18 protein-coding genes and 2 pseudogenes are annotated in these 18,903 nt (G+C 41.5%); 3 read left to right on the top strand and 17 right to left on the bottom strand.

The features are described from left to right. Positions 1–36: 36 nt before the first annotated feature. The 4 genes from tsaD to PCY12_RS02625 form a co-directional block, all read right to left on the bottom strand. Positions 37–1,047, bottom strand: a complete 1,011-nt coding sequence (gene tsaD, locus PCY12_RS02640; RefSeq protein WP_301351407.1) for a tRNA (adenosine(37)-N6)-threonylcarbamoyltransferase complex transferase subunit TsaD — start codon at positions 1,045–1,047, stop codon at positions 37–39. Further along, positions 1,037–1,474, bottom strand: a complete 438-nt coding sequence (rimI, locus tag PCY12_RS02635; protein WP_301351405.1) for a ribosomal protein S18-alanine N-acetyltransferase — start codon at positions 1,472–1,474, stop codon at positions 1,037–1,039. The genes tsaD and rimI overlap by 11 nt, the downstream gene beginning before the upstream one ends. Then, a complete protein-coding gene (tsaB, locus tag PCY12_RS02630) occupies positions 1,471–2,154 on the bottom strand; it encodes a tRNA (adenosine(37)-N6)-threonylcarbamoyltransferase complex dimerization subunit type 1 TsaB (RefSeq protein WP_301351403.1) in 684 nt (227 codons plus the stop codon). Before tsaB ends, rimI begins: the two co-directional genes overlap by 4 nt. 103 nt (positions 2,155–2,257) lie before the next feature. Continuing rightward, positions 2,258–2,473, bottom strand: coding sequence for a hypothetical protein (locus tag PCY12_RS02625; RefSeq protein ID WP_301351401.1), 216 nt, complete (start codon positions 2,471–2,473; stop codon positions 2,258–2,260). Between the two features lie 280 nt (positions 2,474–2,753). Between PCY12_RS02625 and PCY12_RS02620 the strand changes: the two genes are divergently transcribed. Continuing rightward, positions 2,754–2,987 (top strand): DNA-dependent RNA polymerase subunit epsilon, encoded by a 234-nt coding sequence (locus tag PCY12_RS02620; protein ID WP_000639572.1) that lies wholly within the window; start codon positions 2,754–2,756, stop codon positions 2,985–2,987. A 1-nt stretch (position 2,988) separates the two neighbouring features. After that, complete coding sequence (locus PCY12_RS02615) at positions 2,989–4,668, top strand: ribonuclease J (RefSeq protein WP_049509919.1); 1,680 nt, start codon at positions 2,989–2,991, stop codon at positions 4,666–4,668. A 202-nt stretch (positions 4,669–4,870) separates the two neighbouring features. Here the strand turns inward: PCY12_RS02615 and mnmG are convergent, their stop codons facing one another. From mnmG to PCY12_RS02550, 13 genes and pseudogenes are all read right to left on the bottom strand, one after another. Further along, positions 4,871–6,784, bottom strand: coding sequence for a tRNA uridine-5-carboxymethylaminomethyl(34) synthesis enzyme MnmG (gene mnmG / locus PCY12_RS02610; RefSeq protein ID WP_301351399.1), 1,914 nt, complete (start codon positions 6,782–6,784; stop codon positions 4,871–4,873). Positions 6,785–6,793: 9 nt separating this feature from the next. After that, on the bottom strand, positions 6,794–7,252 hold the full coding sequence (locus PCY12_RS02605) for an NUDIX hydrolase (protein WP_173213256.1): 459 nt from the start codon (positions 7,250–7,252) through the stop codon (positions 6,794–6,796). 391 nt (positions 7,253–7,643) lie between these two features. Further along, a complete protein-coding gene (locus tag PCY12_RS02600) occupies positions 7,644–7,790 on the bottom strand; it encodes a hypothetical protein (protein WP_185761002.1) in 147 nt (48 codons plus the stop codon). Positions 7,791–7,805: 15 nt separating this feature from the next. Further along, a complete protein-coding gene (locus PCY12_RS02595) occupies positions 7,806–8,699 on the bottom strand; it encodes a serine protease (RefSeq protein ID WP_301351398.1) in 894 nt (297 codons plus the stop codon). 119 nt (positions 8,700–8,818) lie between these two features. After that, positions 8,819–8,947, bottom strand: a pseudogene (locus tag PCY12_RS02590) (DNA mismatch repair protein MutT); the annotation flags it as partial. Positions 8,948–8,955: 8 nt separating this feature from the next. Then, a complete protein-coding gene (locus PCY12_RS02585; RefSeq protein ID WP_301351397.1) occupies positions 8,956–9,411 on the bottom strand; it encodes an NUDIX hydrolase in 456 nt (151 codons plus the stop codon). Positions 9,412–9,551: 140 nt separating this feature from the next. After that, on the bottom strand, positions 9,552–10,673 hold the full coding sequence (gene mnmA / locus PCY12_RS02580; RefSeq protein ID WP_203212598.1) for a tRNA 2-thiouridine(34) synthase MnmA: 1,122 nt from the start codon (positions 10,671–10,673) through the stop codon (positions 9,552–9,554). Between the two features lie 156 nt (positions 10,674–10,829). Then, positions 10,830–12,224, bottom strand: a complete 1,395-nt coding sequence (gene argH, locus PCY12_RS02575) for an argininosuccinate lyase (RefSeq protein ID WP_301351395.1) — start codon at positions 12,222–12,224, stop codon at positions 10,830–10,832. 28 nt (positions 12,225–12,252) lie between these two features. Further along, positions 12,253–13,449: an argininosuccinate synthase gene (locus PCY12_RS02570; RefSeq protein WP_301351394.1), complete on the bottom strand. Its 1,197-nt coding sequence runs from the start codon at positions 13,447–13,449 to the stop codon at positions 12,253–12,255. Between the two features lie 16 nt (positions 13,450–13,465). Further along, a complete protein-coding gene (locus tag PCY12_RS02565) occupies positions 13,466–14,272 on the bottom strand; it encodes an ABC transporter substrate-binding protein (protein ID WP_301351392.1) in 807 nt (268 codons plus the stop codon). A 206-nt stretch (positions 14,273–14,478) separates the two neighbouring features. Continuing rightward, positions 14,479–15,120, bottom strand: coding sequence for an ABC transporter ATP-binding protein (locus PCY12_RS02560; protein ID WP_000571037.1), 642 nt, complete (start codon positions 15,118–15,120; stop codon positions 14,479–14,481). Beyond that, entirely contained in the window at positions 15,117–17,225 is a 2,109-nt protein-coding gene (locus PCY12_RS02555) for a bacteriocin-associated integral membrane family protein (RefSeq protein ID WP_301351391.1), read from the bottom strand. Before PCY12_RS02555 ends, PCY12_RS02560 begins: the two co-directional genes overlap by 4 nt. Positions 17,226–17,510: 285 nt before the next feature. Then, positions 17,511–18,098 carry a hypothetical protein gene (locus PCY12_RS02550; protein ID WP_301351389.1) on the bottom strand — a complete coding sequence of 196 codons (588 nt, stop codon included), beginning with the start codon at positions 18,096–18,098 and terminating at the stop codon, positions 17,511–17,513. A 321-nt stretch (positions 18,099–18,419) separates the two neighbouring features. On the opposite strand from PCY12_RS02550, the pseudogene PCY12_RS02545 reads away from it, so the two are divergent. Further along, positions 18,420–18,713 (top strand): annotated as a pseudogene (locus PCY12_RS02545) (helix-turn-helix domain-containing protein); the annotation flags it as partial. Positions 18,714–18,903: the final 190 nt, after the last annotated feature.

Here is an 18,903-nt window from a genome sequence, read left to right as displayed (position 1 = left end):
TTTGGTGATTGAAAAAGCCAGCCTTAAGCTGACTCTTTATTCCATCGTATCAAAAGCGAGGCTTGGTTTGGCATTGAGGTCCCAGTTTGCAAAGTTTTCTTTGTTCCACTCGCTGACGCTGGCATAGGCAATCATACCTGCATTATCTCCGCAGAGGCGCAGAGGTGGAATGATAACCTTGACATCTGTGATTTCGGCTGCTAGGCGTTCTCTGAGACCTTTATTGGCTGCCACACCACCTGCCACGACAAGGGTTTTAACAGGGTATTTCTCCAAAGCCTTCTTAGTTTTTGCCATAAGAATATCCAAGACAGCTGCTTGGAAGGAAGCACACAAATCCTCTGTGGACAAGCTTTCTCCCTTTTGCTCGGCATTGTGGTGAAGATTGATAAAAGCCGATTTCAAACCTGAGAATGAAAACTCCAGATTATCTTCCTTAATCATGGCACGAGGAAAATCATAAATATCCTGTCCCTGATGAGCTAGCTCGTCAATCTCACGACCAGCAGGATAGGTCAAGCCCATGACACGGCCGACCTTATCATAAGCCTCACCAACCGCGTCATCTCGCGTTTCCCCAACAATCTTGTAGTCACCAGCCTCAGAAACATAAACCAACTCTGTGTGTCCACCGCTAACCAAGAGGGCTAACAAGGGAAACTCCAGAGGCTCCACGCTCTGAGCTGCCATGAGGTGACCAGCCATGTGGTTAACGGGAATCAGCGGAAGTCCATGTGCCCAAGCAAAGGCCTTAGCCGCTGACAAACCAACTAGCAAGGCTCCGACCAAGCCTGGTCCATAGGTAACAGCCACAGCTGTCACATCCTCTTCGGTAATCCCTGCTTCTGCCAGAGCCTCCTCGATACAGGCTGTAATGACCTCGACATGGTGACGACTGGCTACTTCAGGCACTACGCCACCGAAACGTTTATGGCTCTCAATTTGACTAGCAATGACATTGGACAAGAGCTCATCATCGTTTTTCAAGACGGCAACACTAGTCTCATCACAGGATGTCTCAAATGCTAAAATATATCTATCCTTCATCTATTTCTCTCTTCATGATGATGGCGTCCTCGACTGGATCATGGTAGTAGGCCTTTCGCTCAGCGATAACCGCCATCTTTTCTTTCTTGTAAAATGCTTGCGCCCGTTGATTTGACTTTCTAACTTCTAGGAAAATCTCCTTATCTGTCGGCAATTGAGCAAACAAAGCTGACGCAATTCCCTGACCCTGACAGGCTCCTTTGACAGCGATTTGCAGGACTTCTGCTTCAAAAAGATTCTCCTGAACAGCTAGAAAGCCAATAACTTCTGCCCCATCATAAGCCAGAGCATACCAAGTCTGGTCTTGGGACAGGTCTGCTTGGATTTGTTCCAGCGTCCAAGGACTAACCGAGTAAACAGCTGCCATCACAGCGTAGATGTCTTGAGCCAAGTCAGGTTGCTGTTGGATTCGTTTGATTTCTATCATAGGCGCTTAATGTAGGACTCACCAGACTCGGTATGGTTCTTGAGCCAGTTTTCCTCAGCCTCAACACGCTTGAGGTAGTTGGGTACAAAATCATGCAAGGAGTCTGCTTCCTTGTCCCAAGCCAAAAGAGCAAGATTGGCTGCATTAGGCAAGGTTTCTTTGTAATCAGTCCTTGGCAAGTGTTCTTGAATCTGCTCAACAAAGGGGCCAACTTCTCCGACAAAGGTTACCTGACTAGCCCCCTTGATTAGCTCGATGACTCGCTCAAAAGGCAGGTGCGCTTCTGGCATGACAGGTTTGGCATTTTCATAAAATCCTGCGTAAACATTGTTGCGACGCGCATCCATCAAAGGGACGAACAAGCCTTCTTGTTGGTAGGGCACCAGAGCCAAGAGGCTAGACATACCAACTAACTCAATGTTCAGAGTATGAGCCAAAGTCTTGGCAGTTGCTACCGCAATTCGCAAACCTGTGTAGCTACCAGGCCCTTCCGCTACCACGATTCGGTCCAAATCCTTGGGCGTCCAGTCCAAACTCGCCATCAAAAAATCGATGGCAGGCATGAGGGTAATACTGTGATTTTTCTTAATATTAATCGTCGTCTCGGCAAGAACCTGCTTATCCTCTAAAATAGCGAGAGAAAGAGCCTTGCTGGACGTATCAAAAGCTAATACTTTCATAACACATTCCTATCTTTTTGTCTGCTTACTATTATACTACAAAAGCTGGCACATGGGAATTTTCTTTATCCCCAAACAAAAAGCCCCAGCATGAGCAGGGCATCTAAGCATTTAATCCAAAGTAAAATACAAACCAAACTACATAGGTTACAAGGAGGAGAAAAAGCGAGTAGAGAGTCACAAAACTAATCTTCCACAAGAACTTGGTTTGTCGTTGTTCCAGTTTGGCAAATAGAAGATTCCCCGCATAAACGCAAGCAACAAAAACAATAAAAGCTACCAAGCGAGCTCCGATAGCAAAAGCAAATAAGTTATACATAGGGCAACCTCCTTGACTTAAAAACTATATGGAATTATGACAAACAATAAATTTCACTTCCGTTATCAATATAACACATTTTCTTTATTTTTGCAAGCGCTTACCAAATAAATCGGCCTGTGACTTTCTCGTTTCCGTCTTTTACTAATTTTTCATTTTGTGGTATAATTGAAATAATTGTAACGAATCAAGGTCAATCTAGACACAAAATGGAATGAAATCAAGCAAATCTCTGCTAAAAGTTTGGAATAAGCTGACCTGTAAAATAGAAAGGAACTATATGATTTACAAAGTTTTTTATCAAGAAACAAAAGAACGTAGCCCACGCCGTGAAACAACACGCGCACTTTACCTAGACATCGATGCCAGCTCAGAACTTGAGGGTCGCATCGCTGCTCGCCAACTTGTCGAAGAAAATCGCCCAGAGTACAATATCGAGTATATCGAACTCTTGTCTGACAAATTGCTAGATTACGAAAAAGAAACTGGCGCCTTCGAAATTACGGAGTTCTAATATGGCCTACACTCTTAAACCTGAAGAAGTTGGCGTTTTTGCCATCGGTGGTCTGGGGGAAATCGGGAAAAACACATACGGGATTGAATACCAAGATGAGATTATCATCGTCGATGCTGGGATTAAATTCCCAGAAGATGACTTGCTGGGTATCGACTACGTCATTCCTGATTACTCTTACATCGTAGACAATATCGACCGCGTCAAAGCTGTTTTGATTACACACGGACACGAGGACCACATCGGTGGGATTCCATTCCTACTCAAGCAAGCAAATGTCCCTATCTATGCCGGACCACTTGCCTTGGCTTTGATTCGTGGGAAACTCGAAGAACACGGCCTCTTGCGCAACGCCAAACTTTACGAAATCAACCACAACACTGAGTTAACCTTTAAAAACCTCAAGGCAACTTTCTTTAGAACGACTCACTCTATTCCAGAGCCTTTGGGGATTGTCATTCATACTCCTCAAGGGAAAATTGTCTGTACGGGTGACTTCAAGTTTGACTTAACACCAGTTGGTGAACCAGCAGATTTGCACCGTATGGCTGCGCTTGGTGAAGAAGGCGTGCTCTGTCTCCTGTCTGACTCGACAAATGCGGAAGTGCCAACCTTTACCAACTCTGAAAAAGTCGTTGGCCAGTCCATCATGAAGATTATCCAAGGTATTGAAGGACGTATCATCTTTGCATCCTTTGCCTCAAATATCTTCCGTCTCCAGCAAGCAACAGAAGCTGCTGTTAAGACTGGACGTAAGATTGCGGTCTTTGGTCGCTCTATGGAAAAGGCTATTGTCAACGGAATCGAGCTTGGCTACATCAAAGCTCCTAAGGGAACCTTTATCGAGCCAAATGAAATCAAAGACTACCCTGCAGGCGAAGTTCTCATCCTCTGTACAGGTAGTCAGGGTGAACCTATGGCAGCCCTCTCTCGTATCGCCAACGGAACCCACCGTCAGGTGCAACTCCAACCCGGCGATACGGTTATCTTCTCTTCAAGTCCAATCCCTGGAAATACGACTAGCGTCAACAAGCTCATTAACATCATTTCTGAAGCTGGTGTCGAAGTTATCCACGGTAAGGTTAACAATATCCATACATCTGGACACGGTGGCCAGCAAGAGCAAAAACTCATGCTCCGCTTGATTAAGCCAAAATACTTCATGCCTGTCCACGGTGAATACCGCATGCAAAAAGTCCACGCTGGACTAGCGGTGGATACTGGTGTTGAAAAGGACAATATCTTTATCATGAGCAATGGTGATGTGCTTGCCCTTACTGCTGACTCAGCTCGTATCGCAGGCCATTTCAATGCCCAAGACATCTATGTCGATGGAAATCGTATCGGTGAAATCGGCGCAGCTGTCCTCAAAGACCGTCGTGATCTATCTGAAGACGGTGTCGTTCTGGCAGTCGCAACTGTTGACTTCAAGTCTCAGATGATTCTATCTGGTCCAGACATCCTCAGTCGAGGCTTTGTCTACATGAGAGAGTCTGGCGACTTGATTCGCCAAAGCCAACGCATCCTCTTCAATGCCATTCGTATCGCACTGAAAAACAAGGATGCTAGCGTGCAATCTGTCAATGGTGCCATTGTCAACGCTATTCGCCCCTTCCTCTATGAAAATACCGAACGTGAACCGATTATCATCCCGATGATCCTCACACCAGATGAAGAATAAATCAACAAAACAGCCCCGGTTTTTCGGAGCTGTTTTTCTCTATGCTTTCTTTTGAGATTAAAACTCAATAAAAATCGAAATCAGACTAGAAGGCTAGGCGAAAGCATAACTTGAGTTAGCTCCCATAGTTCGGGGAACTATGGGAGGCTGTAGATGAATCAAAGCCAAGCTTTGAACTCATTCGTAAGAAGCCGACGACGTATTATTTTGATTTTTGAAGAGTTTTAGAAATACTACGATTTTTACCTTCCAAATACACCATCAAAATAGAAATATCTGCTGGGTTTACTCCCGAAATACGGCTGGCTTGGCCGATGGTTTCTGGATTGATGAGTTTGAACTTCTGACGGGCTTCCGTTGCGATAGAATCAATGTCATCCCAGTCTATATTGGATGGAATGCGTTTTTCTTCCATGCGTTTCATCTTAGCAACCTGGTCCATGGCTTTGGAAATATAGCCTTCATACTTGATTTCTGTTTCAATCAATTCGATAATCTTATCATCCAAGTCCTCTGCAGCTGGTCCGATGAAGGCCACCACATCTTGGTAAGAAACTTCTGGACGGCGAAGGAATTCCTTAGCTGTCACTGCATCTGTCAACGGCTTGAAGCCCATCTCCTCAACCTTAGCATTGGTTTCCTTGACTGGCTTGAGTTTGATGCTGTCTAGGCGTTTCATCTCATTTTCAAATTGATTTTTCTTGATTTCAAAGCGAGTCCAGCGTTCATCATCCACAAGACCAATCTCACGGCCCATCTCAGTCAAACGCATATCAGCATTGTCATGGCGGAGAATGAGGCGGTATTCAGCACGACTGGTCAAAAGGCGATAAGGCTCAATCGTTCCCTTGGTCACCAAGTCATCAATCATCACCCCGATATAACCATCACTGCGCTTCAAAATCAACTCAGGTTTACCTTGGATTTTCAGAGCCGCGTTGATACCAGCGATAATCCCTTGACCAGCAGCTTCTTCGTAACCTGACGTTCCATTTGTCTGACCAGCAGTGAAGAGACCTGAGATTTTCTTGGTTTCCAAAGTCGCACGCAACTGGTGAGGCAAGACCATGTCGTATTCAATGGCATAACCAGTTCGCATCATCTCAGCATTTTCCAAACCTTTGATAGAATGAACCAAGTCACGTTGGACATCCTCAGGCAGACTGGTTGAAAGTCCTTGGACATAAACTTCCTCTGTATTGCGCCCTTCTGGCTCTAGGAAGAGTTGGTGACGTTCCTTGTCCGCAAAACGCACAATCTTGTCTTCAATTGATGGGCAGTAACGAGGTCCCACTCCCTTGACCACACCTGTAAACATAGGCGCACGGTGGAGGTTATTTTGGATAATCTCATGACTGGTACCATTGGTATAGGTCAACCAGCATGGCACTTGGTCTTTGACATAATCCTCATCACGCGAAGTGTATGAGAAGTGATTAGGCGCTTCGTCTCCTGGCTGAATCTCTGTCACATCGTAGTTGATAGAAGAAGCCTTGACACGTGGAGGTGTTCCTGTCTTGAAACGACCAATTTCAAGGCCCAGTTCCTTGAGATTGTCAGCTAGGTTAATAGAAGCCAAGCTGTGGTTAGGACCTGATGAATACTTAAGGTCTCCAATGATAATTTCCCCACGGAGGGCCGTCCCTGTCGTCACGATAACAGCCTTGGCAGCATATTCTTGATGGGTCGCTGTACGCACACCGACAACCTTACCATCTTCCACCAAAATCTCATCAATCATGGTTTGACGAAGGGTCAGATTTTCTTGATTTTCAACTGTCTTGCGCATCTCCTTAGAGTAAAGTTCCTTATCAGCCTGCGCACGAAGGGCACGAACAGCCGGCCCCTTCCCAGTGTTGAGCATCTTCATCTGGATGTAAGTCTTGTCAATGGTTTTAGCCATTTCACCACCGAGGGCATCGACTTCACGCACAACGATCCCCTTAGCAGAACCACCGATAGAGGGGTTACAAGGCATGAAAGCCAGCATTTCAATGTTGATGGTCGCAAGCAGGACCTTGCAGCCCATACGGCTAGCGGCCAAGGAAGCCTCGACCCCAGCGTGTCCCGCACCAATTACAATAATATCGTATTCTTCAGTAAAATTATATGTCATGTTTCTCTCCTATTCCGCAAGATGAATGTGTCTTAGTTGGCCGTCCCAATCTGGTAGGGCTGTTTTTAGAAAGGCTGGAACTAACTGGAAATCCTCAAGTTTATCCAAATCAATCCATTCACAGGGCTGCCTTTTCTCATCTTCCTGCATGATGGTCAATGGGGCATCTTCAAGCAAATCCACCAGATAATGAAACTCGATATTGTGATAGGAAACACCGTCCTGTTCAAAACGATTTTCAACCACGAAAGCTAGTTGCCCAGCTTGAGCTTTAACACCCAGTTCTTCCCTCACTTCACGAACTACCGCGTCTTCCGTGCTTTCATTGACTTGAATCGCACCGCCAATAGTATAATACTTGCCCTTATCTTTGGTAACTAGGAGCTTACGATTTTGAAGAATCAAGGCTGTCACCCGAACTCCAAAAACTGTATTTCCTGTTTTTGTCCGAAAGTCTTGTTGAATCATTCTTGTCCTTTCCCTTAAACGACACAAAAACAGTCAAAACTCCAAAGAAGTGCAGGACAAAAAAGCCTGCAACATCCATGAGCTTTGACCATCATTTCTATTGCTTTTATTATTGTAGCAAATTGAGAAAATTTGTCAATCTAAATGTACTATGATTGACGAATCGCTATCTAGTCTCACTCCTACTTCTTCAACACTCTCTTTAAAAGCTTCATATCGCGGAAGTTAACTCTTCGCAAAATTATCCATTACATCAAATTACCAGTCTCTTAATCACACAATTTCTTCAAAAATTTTTATAGATCAGCAATTATTAGTACAAAAAGAGTTTTTAGAAAATATTCTAAAAACCCTATGTTAATACTAGCAATCTGCTCATATGATATTAAAATCAATAAGTAATTACTCTGATTTCTGAGCTAATTTTTCCAGATTTAGCAATTTCTTTGAGCTCTTTAATCTCTTTAATCCTAGCTATTTCTTTAGTATTTTGTAAGCTACTATATAATTTTTCAATTTGTTCCATTGTGTAAATCATGACTATCCTCCTTTATTAATTGTCCGACACCATATAAGCGTTCGAGGAGCTTTCGATTATCTTAGACACTCTTGTATTTTGCAGGGTTACCATACAAGCATGGTGTAAACTCAATACTGCATTCTGAAATTCTTGATCATTCTCTAAAGGAGAGATCTTTAATCCCATTTCCTGGCCTGATTTTATATTAAAATGTCTAGCATGAACTTTAGAGTTTTCATGTTCATTTAAGTTTTTAACTATATTAGCAATCACATCTTTTTTGTCTTCTCCAATAAACATAACTTCTGTAAGCCATTTTTCAATAAGTTCAGCAGATAAAGCCACTGCATCCTGTGCAAACTTTACAAAAGCGGGCGGATACTTAGACAGCAAGATATGCCAGTAATCTACATTTGGATTTGGTTGGCCTAACTCTGTATAAGCATCTTCAAATTCAGAAATGATATTATATGCAGGTAAACCCGAAATCTGCGGATCTACAGGTCCAATACTAGAATGCTTTCCCATCCAAATTTTTTTAGAGGCACATGAAATCATAGTTCCTGCAGACATAGCCATATGTGGTATAACGACTTCTATATCATCATTAAAAACTTCCCTGAGATATGAAACAATAGACTCAGCAGCATTAGGATCACCCCCAGGTGTATGCAAAAGTAGAGTTAGACCTTTCTCCCTATCCATACCTTTCATTACACTCATAAAGCCTTCCATATCGCTATCGTTTATATCAATGGAACTAACCCTATTTTGAAGCCATCCAGAGTAATAGCAGATGACATTTCTATTTATTTGTTTTTCTAAGTGTTCAAAATATTTATGCCTAATAAGATCATATCGAGAAGGAATATTAGTTGTTTCAGTCAAAATATCAGACCAATTACCACCATTAACTTCAAAATCCATAGCATTCCCTCCTTTATTGGAATATTGTAACATAATCACATTAATAAATCAATTGAGGACTAAGCCAAAGCTCATCCAAAACACTCTTTCCCATAAAAAAATATCTCACTATGTATTCTCCCCCCACAAGTAATATTCCAACAAGTTGGATAAACGTTGGGTTGTCCTCTTTTAATTTCCGAACGCTGAATGAGCAAATAATCATCACCACTATGAGCAAGTACATGGGCAATAAACTTAACTATCATTTTCTCTCCTATTCCTCAAGATGGATGTGTCTTAGTTGGCCGTCCCAATCTGGCAGGGCTGTTTTTAAAAAAGCTGGGACTAGTTGGAAATCCTGAAGCTGGTCCAAGTCAATCCACTCACAGGGCTGCCTTTTCTCATCTTCCTGCATGGTCAATGGGGCATCTTCAAGTAAGTCCACCAAATAATGAAACTCGATGTTGTGATAGGAAACACCGTCCTGTTCAAAACGATTTTCAACCACGAAAGCTAGCTGGCCAGCTTGAGCTTTGACACCCAGTTCTTCCCTCACTTCACGGACTACCGCGTCTTCCGTGCTTTCATTGACTTGAATCGCACCGCCGATAGTGTAATACTTGCCCTTATCTTTGGTGACTAGAAGCTTGCGGTTTTGAAGAATCAAGGCTGTCGCCCGAACTCCAAAAACTGTATTTCCTGTTTTTGTCCGAAAGTCTTGTTGAATCATTCTTGTCCTTTCCCTTAAACGACACAAAAACAGTCAAAACTCCAAAGAAGTGCAGGACAAAAAAGCCTGCAACATCCATGAGCTTTGACCATCATTTCTATTGCTGTTATTATTGTAGCAAATTGAGAAAATTTGTCAATCTAAATGTACTGACAAACTTGTCCGTCACGGTAAGCATTGTCAATCAAGCCACCACCTAGACACTCTTCACCATCGTAAAAGACAACTGCCTGTCCTGGTGTGATGGCACGCTGAGGTTCCGCAAAGATGACCTCTGCCTTGTCTCCTTTGACATGGACGGTCACCTTAGAATCAGGTTGACGGTAGCGGAATTTAGCCGTACATTCGAGCGTAAACTCCTCTGGCATCTCACGAGTAAAGTGAACTTGGCTAGCCTCTAGGCTGGTTGACATGAGCGAATCATGGTAGAAACCTTGGCCTACATAGAGGATGTTCTTACTTAGGTCTTTTCCGACAACGAACCACGGCGCATTGTCACCACCGTGTTGCCCACCGATACCAAGTCCACCACGCTGACCGATTGTATAATACATCAGACCTGCATGCTCACCCATATCGCGTCCATCCACTGTCATCATACGACCAGGTTGAGCTGGCAGGTAGTTGCTGAGGAAGTTTTTAAAGTTCTTTTCTCCGATAAAACAAATCCCTGTCGAGTCTTTCTTCTTAGCAGTCGCAAGGCCTGCTTCTTCTGCTAGTCTGCGTACTTCAGGTTTTTCCAAATGTCCTAGTGGGAACATGGTTTTTTGAAGTTGTTCTTGCGACAGTTGGCTGAGGAAATAAGTCTGATCCTTGCCATTGTCCACGCCACGAAGCATGTGAACGATGCCATCCTCATCACGCGCCACTCGGGCATAGTGCCCAGTCGCTACATAGTCTGCCCCCAAGGTCATAGCATAGTCCAAAAAGGCCTTGAACTTGATTTCCTTATTGCACATAACATCTGGATTTGGCGTGCGCCCTGCACGGTATTCCGCTAGGAAATACTCAAAAACGCGGTCCCAGTACTCTTTTTCAAAATTGACAGAGTAGTAAGGAATGCCAATCTGGTCTGCCACCGCAGCCACATCCTTGTAATCTTCGGTCGCCGTACAGACGCCGTTTTCATCTGTGTCGTCCCAGTTCTTCATGAAGATACCAATCACATCGTAGCCCTGCTCCTTGAGAAGAAGAGCCGTCACCGACGAATCGACACCACCACTCATCCCCACAACAACACGTGTTTTAGAGTTCTCACTCATGGTAAGTCTCCCATCTATTCGTTTATTCACGATTGAAGGTCGTGTGTGCTTCAACGATTGAAGGTCGCTTGAGCAGTATTCATTATAACATGCTTGGTTGGAGAAGACAAGAAAGAGGCTGATAATCTACCAACCTCTTATTCTGAACCTATCACTCTAGCACTTTCTAGCTTCATTCGCTTTCTTAGCGACTGCAATCTGGTATTCGACTTGGTCAAACCCTGTACCTCCCAAGGAATTTCGTCTTTGAACAGCAGTTTTAGGTTGCAAGTAGACATAAATATCCTCGACAATGAGGGAATGATAGGTTTGCAATTCCTCCAGACTCCAATCTTGAATATTTTTAGCAGACTTGATAGAGTCTAACACTAATCTTCCCACAACCTCATGAGCTTCTCTAAATGGCAAGCCTTTCCCTGCCAAATAATCTGCCAACTCAGTTGCATTTGAAAAGTCCTTCTCTGTTGATTCTTGCATTTTTTCCTTGTTTACCTGCAAGCTAGATAACATACCTGCCAATACATCGAGGGAATTTAAAATCGTTTCGACAGTGTCAAACATTCCTTCCTTATCCTCTTGCAGATCCTTATTATAAGCTAAGGGCAAGGACTTCATGACTGTCAACAGTCCAAACAGATTCCCATAAACTCTACCAGTCTTTCCTCGAATCAACTCAGCCATATCTGGATTTTTCTTTTGGGGCATAATAGAGGAACCTGTTGTAAACGTATCTGACAAGGTAATGAATTGGTACTCAAAGCTACACCAATTGATCATTTCTTCGCAAAAACGGCTCATATGCATCATGAGTATGCTGGCATTGGACAGAAATTCTAAGATAAAATCGCGGTCACTAACAGCATCCAAAGAATTTGTATAAGGTTGCTTAAACTCTAACAAATCGCTAGACAATTGGCGATCAATGGGGAAAGTCGTTCCTGCCAAAGCTGCCGCACCTAGAGGGCATAGATCTGTATGCTTCTGGTTAAATTCAAAACGTTCACTGTCTCTCTGAAACATATTGTAGTAAGCCATCAGATGGTGGGCAAAACTAATAGGCTGGGCATGTTGCAGATGGGTATAGCCCGGCATGATCGTCTCCACATGATTTTCCGCCAAATCCAATAAAACACCCTTGAGATGAGCCAGTTTATCTAGGACATGACCTAGTTGTTCCTTGAGATACAAGTGCATATCTGTCGCAACTTGGTCATTTCGAGAACGAGCTGTATGTAGTTTCCCTGCAAGGGGACCAATTTTTTCTGTCAGCAACACTTCCATATTCATATGAATATCTTCGTTTGCAATATCAAAATCAAGTTGGCCTGCCTCTAGCTCTTCTAAAAGCTCTTTCAAGCCTTCTTGAATCTTTTCTGACTCATTCAAACTCAAAATACCCGTCTGACCCAACATCTGAACGTGGGCTAAAGAACCAATCACATCAAATTTAGCTAATTTCTGGTCAAAAGATATACTCGCTCCAAAGCGCTCTACCCAATCTTCGACAGTACCTTCAAAGCGACCACCCCATAATTTTGTATTCTTAGCCATATCACATCCACCTCTCTATCCAATCGCCCTATTTAGCGCTTTTTTGAACCTCAGAATGAACCTTGGTTGGAAGTCCCCACAACTTAATAAAGCCAACAGCTGCATCTTGGTCAAAGGTATCTGCACTGGTATACGTCGCCAAATTTTCATCGTAAAGTGAATTTGGTGATTTCCGAGCCACGACCTGAGCGCTTCCCTTATAGAGTTTAACTTTTGCAGTCCCATTGACAACTTTTTGGGTCTCTTTAATATAAGCAATCAAGGCTTGTGTAGCTGGACTAAACCACAAAGCATTATAAATGAGATTTGATAATTCATTTTCTATGATTGGTTTAAAATGAGCTACTTCTCTCACAAGCGTCAAATCCTCAATTTCCTTATGAGCTGTCAGCAGGGTCACCGCCCCTGGGCATTCATAGATTTCTCTTGATTTAATCCCAACCAAACGATTTTCCACGTGGTCAATCCGTCCAACCCCATGCTTTCCAGCTATTTCATTGAGTTTTTGAATTAAATCTGCCAATTTTAGCTCTTCTCCATTGAGGGAAACTGGAACACCTTCACTAAACTCAATTTCAATGTATTCTGGCGTATCTGGAGCTTGCTCTGGAGAAGTTGTGATGCCAAAGGCTTCTTCTGGAGCCTGATTCCATGGATTTTCCAAAATACCACACTCATTGGCACGTCCCCAAAGATTTTGGTCAACAGAGTAGGGATTGTCAAGGTCAGCAGGAACAGGTACTCCATTTTCCTTGGCATAATGAATTTCTTCCTCCCGAGACCATTTCCATTCACGAACTGGCGCAATCACTTTTAAATTGGGATCCAAGGCTGCAATGGATACTTCAAAACGCACTTGGTCATTCCCCTTACCTGTACAACCATGAGCAATTGTAGTCGCTCCTGTCTGATGCGCTATTTCAACCAATTTTTTAGAAATAAGAGGGCGGCTCAAGGCAGATACCAAAGGGTACTTTTGTTCATAGTAGGCATGTGACTGAAGAGCCACTAGCACATAATCTGTAGCAAATTCGTCCTTAACATCAATGACATAAGATTCTACTGCCCCAACCTTAAGAGCCTTATCATGGATGAAATCTAAGTCTTTCCCTTCACCCACATCCATACAAACTGCAACAACATCATAGTCTTTCTTTAGCCAGGTAATAGCAACTGATGTGTCTAAACCGCCAGAATAGGCCAAAATTACTTTTTCTTTACTCATGTTCTTTTCCTTCTTTCTATTTTTCAATGGATGCTTTAAAGGCATCCTCAATGAGTTTGTCTAATTCCCCAGAATCCTTCAACTTTTGAATGGTTTTATCGACTGCCTCTTTCAATTCCTTGCTATCTTTTTTCATGGCGACCGCGTAGGAATCATCTTGCTCTTTTTCAAAATTGAGGTCTGCGATTGCTAAATCAGGATTATTTTCCACAAATCCCTTGGCAACAGGTTCTTCAAAGATAACGGCATCCACTTGTCCTGATTTTAAATCTGTGATTAAATTCCCATTTTTAGGCAGAGATACGAGGGAAGAATTTTGAAGCAAATCTTTCGCCATCGTCTCTTGAATTGAACCTTTCTGCGCTCCGACCTTTTTCTGCGCCAAGTCGTTGACAGACTGATAAGTGGCCAAGTCTGATTTTTTGACAATGAGCTTATTTTTTGAAGTATAGTAGGGAGTTGAAAAATCGAATACCTTACTCCGTTCATCTGTCTTAGAAACACCTGATATGGCAAGGTCGGCTTTTCCTGATTGAACACTAGCCAATACATTGTCAAAACTCATAGGTGATAGTTCCAATTCGACACCTAGTTCTGTTGCGATAGCCTTGGCTAATTCGATATCTGAACCCACAATCTGATTTTTCCCATCAACTATTTTTTGGTATTCAAATGGAGCAAAATCTGGATTGAGAGCTACAACCAATTTCCCTTTGGACTTGATGGCTTCAATTCCAGCCGATTGATTGTTACTACAAGCAAATAGTAGGGGGAGCATCACTAAACCAAACATCGTCATCAACACCTTCTTCATCTTATTCATAACAAAGCCTCCTTTATGTTTATTCCTTTTGTTTGTATAAATAATACACCTATCTTCATCCTTTGTCAAGCCTAAATTGTAATTTTTTTCAATTCAAAACAGAAAAACCTAGGAAAATTACATAAAAATGTCATTCCTAGGCGTATTTATGCTATTTCTCTCTGGAAAACATGAGTATTCAGCCAGTCAAAAGAAGCCGAACAAACTCATTTCCCCTCGCCCAATTCAATGATACGATGACATTGTTGGGCTACATAAGCATCGTGGGTCACGATAATAACTGTTTTCCCCTCGCGATTCATCTCTAAGAGGAACTTCAAGACCAAATCTCTATTTTCAGGGTCCAGCGAACCTGTAGGTTCATCGGCTAAAATCAGCTGGCTGGGTTTTAAGATGGCTCTAGCAACTGCAATTCGTTGTTGTTCGCCACCAGATAACTCAGAGACCTTTTGGTGCAACGTAGATGACAAACCTACTCTCTCTAAAATCTCTTCCACCTTTTTGAGCTTGTCTTTCTTGGACAATTTTACATATTTCAGCGCCAGCATGAGATTGTACTCGACCGTTTCATCATCAATCAGGGCAAAATTTTGAAATAGATAAGAGATATGTTCACGGATTATTGTTTGTGACTTAGCAGAATTGACCGCTAGATTTGTCTGACCAAAAATCTCATACCGTCCGCTGTAATCACCATCTATCAAACCTAATAAATTTAACAAGGTCGACTTACCACTACCACTCTTGCCAACAATAGCTACCAAATCCCCCTGATCAATCCTGAGAGACAAGTGATCCAAAATCACTTTTCCCCCAATGGTTTTGGTAATATTTTCCAACTCAATCATAAGATGCCCCCTTTCAATAACTCTACTAGACTTCTTTTCTCCATCCTAGAAGCCAAGCCTAGCACAAATAGTATATCCAGACATGTAAAGCCTGCAAACAGCAGAAATGGCAAGAACGCATGGGCAAAGAAAATCAAGACTAGAAGAGGCAGACTATAGCCCAGCAAGAGCAGAACGAGGAGAGGACGGTAGCGATCGACCAGTTTCCACCCCATAAACTTCTTGGTAATGATATCCCTGCGCTTCAACAAGAAAGTAGTAACGAGTAAAAAGTAGGAAATCATCATGCTAAGGAGACCAAACAAAGCAAAGAGTAGGTTAAAATTCCGAACAGCATCTCTATAAGAATCCACTTTCTCTTGTTGAATGGCTTGAATCGATGAAAATTTTAAATAATTCCCATCTGATAATTTCTCAACTAACTCCGTAATCACTTTTTGATTTTGTTCTGTATTTTCAACTTTCATCGGGTTGTTTAAACCTGTCGTTGACAAGCGAGTCTTTTCTTCCCACATCATGTCTTGATCATTTACTAGACTAATGATTGGATTGTGGAGATTTTCCTTTCGCTTATCACTATATGGGAAAAATGACCAATCTCCTTCATAATAGGCAATCTCGACATCCATCTCCTCTATCGTTCGTTTTTGCTGCTCTTCATACTTCATCGAATGAAAGGCAATTAACTTCCCCAAGAGCTGATTTTTATCTTCTTCACCTTTCGTACTTGCTGGCATCAAAATAACTTTTTTAATACCGGTATCTGGTAGCTTGAATCCCTTGCTCTTTAGAAAATTGCGATTGGCATAGTAAACATCCACCGTATCTGTTAACTGATATTGCTGAATCTGTTCTGATTGGACAAAATTTTTTACAGGAAGACTGCTACTCTGCACATAGCCCGCCTGCGTTTTTTCTACCAAATCCTGATAAAATCGATAGAAATAATCTGTAGATTTCCCTGACCCTGCTAGCTCTTCTTGCCACAGGTTATCATTGAGTTTGAAGGTTTCTAAGGTCAGGTAATTGCCTTGGCTTACCCACTGTTGCTGATAAGCAAGTTCTTTGTTTTCTTGTTCTAAACTTCTGCCCACCCCAATCAGTAAGGCCGTCAGTAAAATAGTTGTCCCTATTTTCATCACATAATTGAAGATGAGACCAAGTTTGACAGATGAAAAACCTTTCAACATGGAACTGACTGTCATTTTCTGAATCATCAGGTAGGTCAGCCAACTGATGAACAAATACAACTGTAAAAGCAGAAATTGGGATAAGAGTAAACTTGGGAACAAAAGTTTTGGTCTATAGTCCAGCACTAAAAATAGTCCCAAGTCAATGATAAGACTTCCACCCAAGAGAAGATAAAAATTAGTCTTTACAAAACCAGCTAAAATCGCTCTACTTTGAAAACCAAGTAACTTTTGAACCCCCACTCGTTTCATCTCCATCATCGGCTGATAAACTGTCATTAAAATCACAAGTAAGATTGCCAAGATAAAGATAATGATAGATAGCAACAAAGCTTGATTTAGCACTCCAACCTGACTTCGGTAAGTGGGTTCTAATAAAATCGTCTTATCTATCTGGAAAAAATCACTCCACTTTTGTAGAATGGTATCGCGATCTATCTCTTTGCTGGAGGTAATCATGTAGCGCCCATTTACAGTATGGGATTTATCCTCAATATAAGATTGGAAGGTCTGGAGTCGAATGAGTTTCACCTTTAAAAAGGTGGGAATGGTTCCTAGATTATTGGGAAGATCCTGGTTGCTGTAGACTCCCTTCTCATTCTTTGAAAAATCAAGAGAAGTCAGACCGAATTCCTGATAGGGAAAGGTTTCCTTATCAAAAACACCAGCCTTGACGGCTTCATCGCCATTATCTACTTTGATAATAGAGACCTTGTCTTGATTTGCAACCTCTTCAAAAAATTGGAGAATCGTTTCTGTCGGTTTAGTGACATCTTTCAAGTACAAGTCAAATGAATAGGTTGTCTTGCCCATCTCCTGAATCCGCACTATTTCACGTGTAACATTTACATTCAGGACAAAAAACGTAGTACACAGCAAGAGCAGGAGCATACAAAGATGACTGATTTTTTTCATAGAGATACCTCCCGTGAAGAGACGAAAGCGATATAGGTACAATTGCTTTTTATTTTTTACTAAATTTTAAGTAGGTGTAAATAAATCCTGCACTTATAGCCAGAGTTGTCCACCATTTAAAATCCATATGCAAAAGTGAAAAGATTATAAAACTGATGATTAGCGAGGCTAAAATATAAACAATGATTAAAATTTTATTTTTCATAGGAATTGCCTTTCTGAATGGATTCTAGTATTTACAGCTTATTTGTAAAGTTTACAATAAGCTGTTAGGGCAATTGTCAATCAGAATGTTCTTTTATCTGTCAATAATCCTAGAAAATCTTGTCGTTTCAAGTCTGAGAAATGTTTGGTAGAAAGACTTCCTTTTTGAAGTCCATCATCTCTAACCTGCAAATAATAGCTATGTTGGCTTGTTTTAATTGTCAAAAAATCGCCAAATATAAAAAATTTTTTCCAGTTACGAATCTCAAATTCTTTCATCTCTGATTTTGGAATGCGGATAAGGCCTTGTCGCAAATCACGATGATGCTCACTTGTGAAAGTCATCCCATTCCCAAGATTTCTTATCAGCAGTTCGTCTGGGGTTACCATCACCAGCGCTATTTTAGTTAAGAAAATTTCAACTGTTGGTGGTAAAATCGCCAAATCAAACCAGGGATGTAGGTAGCGATAGGCTAAGAAATAATGAGGCTCCTCACCCAATCCTAGTTGTTTATATAAGTCCTTGACCTCACTATCTAACCTCGCTTCAAAAGACACATCCGAATGCGCTTCTTCCTTCTTCTGATTAAAATAACGCATCCAGACTAGGAAACCTATAAAGACTAGGACAAATATTCCTGATAAAAGATATTTTAAATTGTAGTTCATCGCTTAACCTCCTGATTCACACCTCTGCCTAAAACAGAAGCCTATTTATTTTGAAAATAGTTCCATCACAACTTTAAATAAGACGGGTGTCATTAAAATGAGGATGATTCCTATCACAAATATCATGACTACTCGAAAAAGCTCCTTATTTTTAAACATTTTTTCACCCCTTTTCTAGTTACATCATAGTACTGTTAAACCCATTTAAAAATTACACCCAGCTTATTTTAGTTTTCTTTTTTACTATTCCTGTTACTATGATACAATATTTTTAATTGGATTTTATTATTTGTTAACTTTTTTCACGAAAAGGAGAAAATCATGCGTTATGATTTCGGAAAGGTCTATAAAGAAATACGTGAGTCAAAAGGCTTGACCCAAGAAGAGGTCTGCGGAAATGTCCTCTCAAGAACCAGCCTATCAAAGATTGAAAGTGGCAAGGTAACTCCCAAATATGAAAATATGGAATTTCTTCTCCGTCAAATCAATATGAGTTTTGAAGAGTTTGACTACATCTGCCATCTCTATCAACCGAGCCAACGAACAGAAATCATGCAAACTTATCTTAATATGAATTCTATCATTGGTAGCAACGGTCTAGTCAATTTTTTTGAAACATACCAAAACAGTTGTAGAAGCAAGTATACCACATGCCATTAAATATGCAACACCAATTTTTTATCATATTTACTTCATATCATACAGTATTTTCAGAAAAAATAGAGCTATTCATTTGTAAACATCTGAGTCCTGGTCTTTAAATAGGATTGATTATAACACTTTTTGAAAGCGAAATACAAGGGAG

Source organism: Streptococcus sp. SPS1 (assembly GCF_030439915.1).
Taxonomy (GTDB): Bacteria; Bacillota; Bacilli; order Lactobacillales; family Streptococcaceae; genus Streptococcus.
This window is presented reverse-complemented; position numbering and strand designations above follow the sequence as displayed.

Excerpts from the sequence above, each read along its gene's own strand:
- PCY12_RS02620 (WP_000639572.1), top strand. The coding sequence starts at position 2,754 with ATGATTTACAAAGTTTTTTATCAAGAAACAAAAGAACGTAGCCCACGC.
- mnmA (WP_203212598.1), bottom strand. The coding sequence starts at position 10,673 with ATGAGTGAGAACTCTAAAACACGTGTTGTTGTGGGGATGAGTGGTGGT.
- PCY12_RS02555 (WP_301351391.1), bottom strand. The coding sequence starts at position 17,225 with ATGAAAAAAATCAGTCATCTTTGTATGCTCCTGCTCTTGCTGTGTACT.
- mnmG (WP_301351399.1), bottom strand. The coding sequence starts at position 6,784 with ATGACATATAATTTTACTGAAGAATACGATATTATTGTAATTGGTGCG.
- PCY12_RS02595 (WP_301351398.1), bottom strand. The coding sequence starts at position 8,699 with ATGGATTTTGAAGTTAATGGTGGTAATTGGTCTGATATTTTGACTGAA.
- PCY12_RS02550 (WP_301351389.1), bottom strand. The coding sequence starts at position 18,098 with ATGAACTACAATTTAAAATATCTTTTATCAGGAATATTTGTCCTAGTC.
- PCY12_RS02585 (WP_301351397.1), bottom strand. The coding sequence starts at position 9,411 with ATGATTCAACAAGACTTTCGGACAAAAACAGGAAATACAGTTTTTGGA.
- PCY12_RS02560 (WP_000571037.1), bottom strand. The coding sequence starts at position 15,120 with ATGATTGAGTTGGAAAATATTACCAAAACCATTGGGGGAAAAGTGATT.
- tsaB (WP_301351403.1), bottom strand. The coding sequence starts at position 2,154 with ATGAAAGTATTAGCTTTTGATACGTCCAGCAAGGCTCTTTCTCTCGCT.
- rimI (WP_301351405.1), bottom strand. The coding sequence starts at position 1,474 with ATGATAGAAATCAAACGAATCCAACAGCAACCTGACTTGGCTCAAGAC.
- tsaD (WP_301351407.1), bottom strand. The coding sequence starts at position 1,047 with ATGAAGGATAGATATATTTTAGCATTTGAGACATCCTGTGATGAGACT.
- PCY12_RS02565 (WP_301351392.1), bottom strand. The coding sequence starts at position 14,272 with ATGAATAAGATGAAGAAGGTGTTGATGACGATGTTTGGTTTAGTGATG.
- PCY12_RS02600 (WP_185761002.1), bottom strand. The coding sequence starts at position 7,790 with ATGATTTACACAATGGAACAAATTGAAAAATTATATAGTAGCTTACAA.
- PCY12_RS02605 (WP_173213256.1), bottom strand. The coding sequence starts at position 7,252 with ATGATTCAACAAGACTTTCGGACAAAAACAGGAAATACAGTTTTTGGA.
- argH (WP_301351395.1), bottom strand. The coding sequence starts at position 12,224 with ATGGCTAAGAATACAAAATTATGGGGTGGTCGCTTTGAAGGTACTGTC.
- PCY12_RS02615 (WP_049509919.1), top strand. The coding sequence starts at position 2,989 with ATGGCCTACACTCTTAAACCTGAAGAAGTTGGCGTTTTTGCCATCGGT.
- PCY12_RS02625 (WP_301351401.1), bottom strand. The coding sequence starts at position 2,473 with ATGTATAACTTATTTGCTTTTGCTATCGGAGCTCGCTTGGTAGCTTTT.
- PCY12_RS02570 (WP_301351394.1), bottom strand. The coding sequence starts at position 13,449 with ATGAGTAAAGAAAAAGTAATTTTGGCCTATTCTGGCGGTTTAGACACA.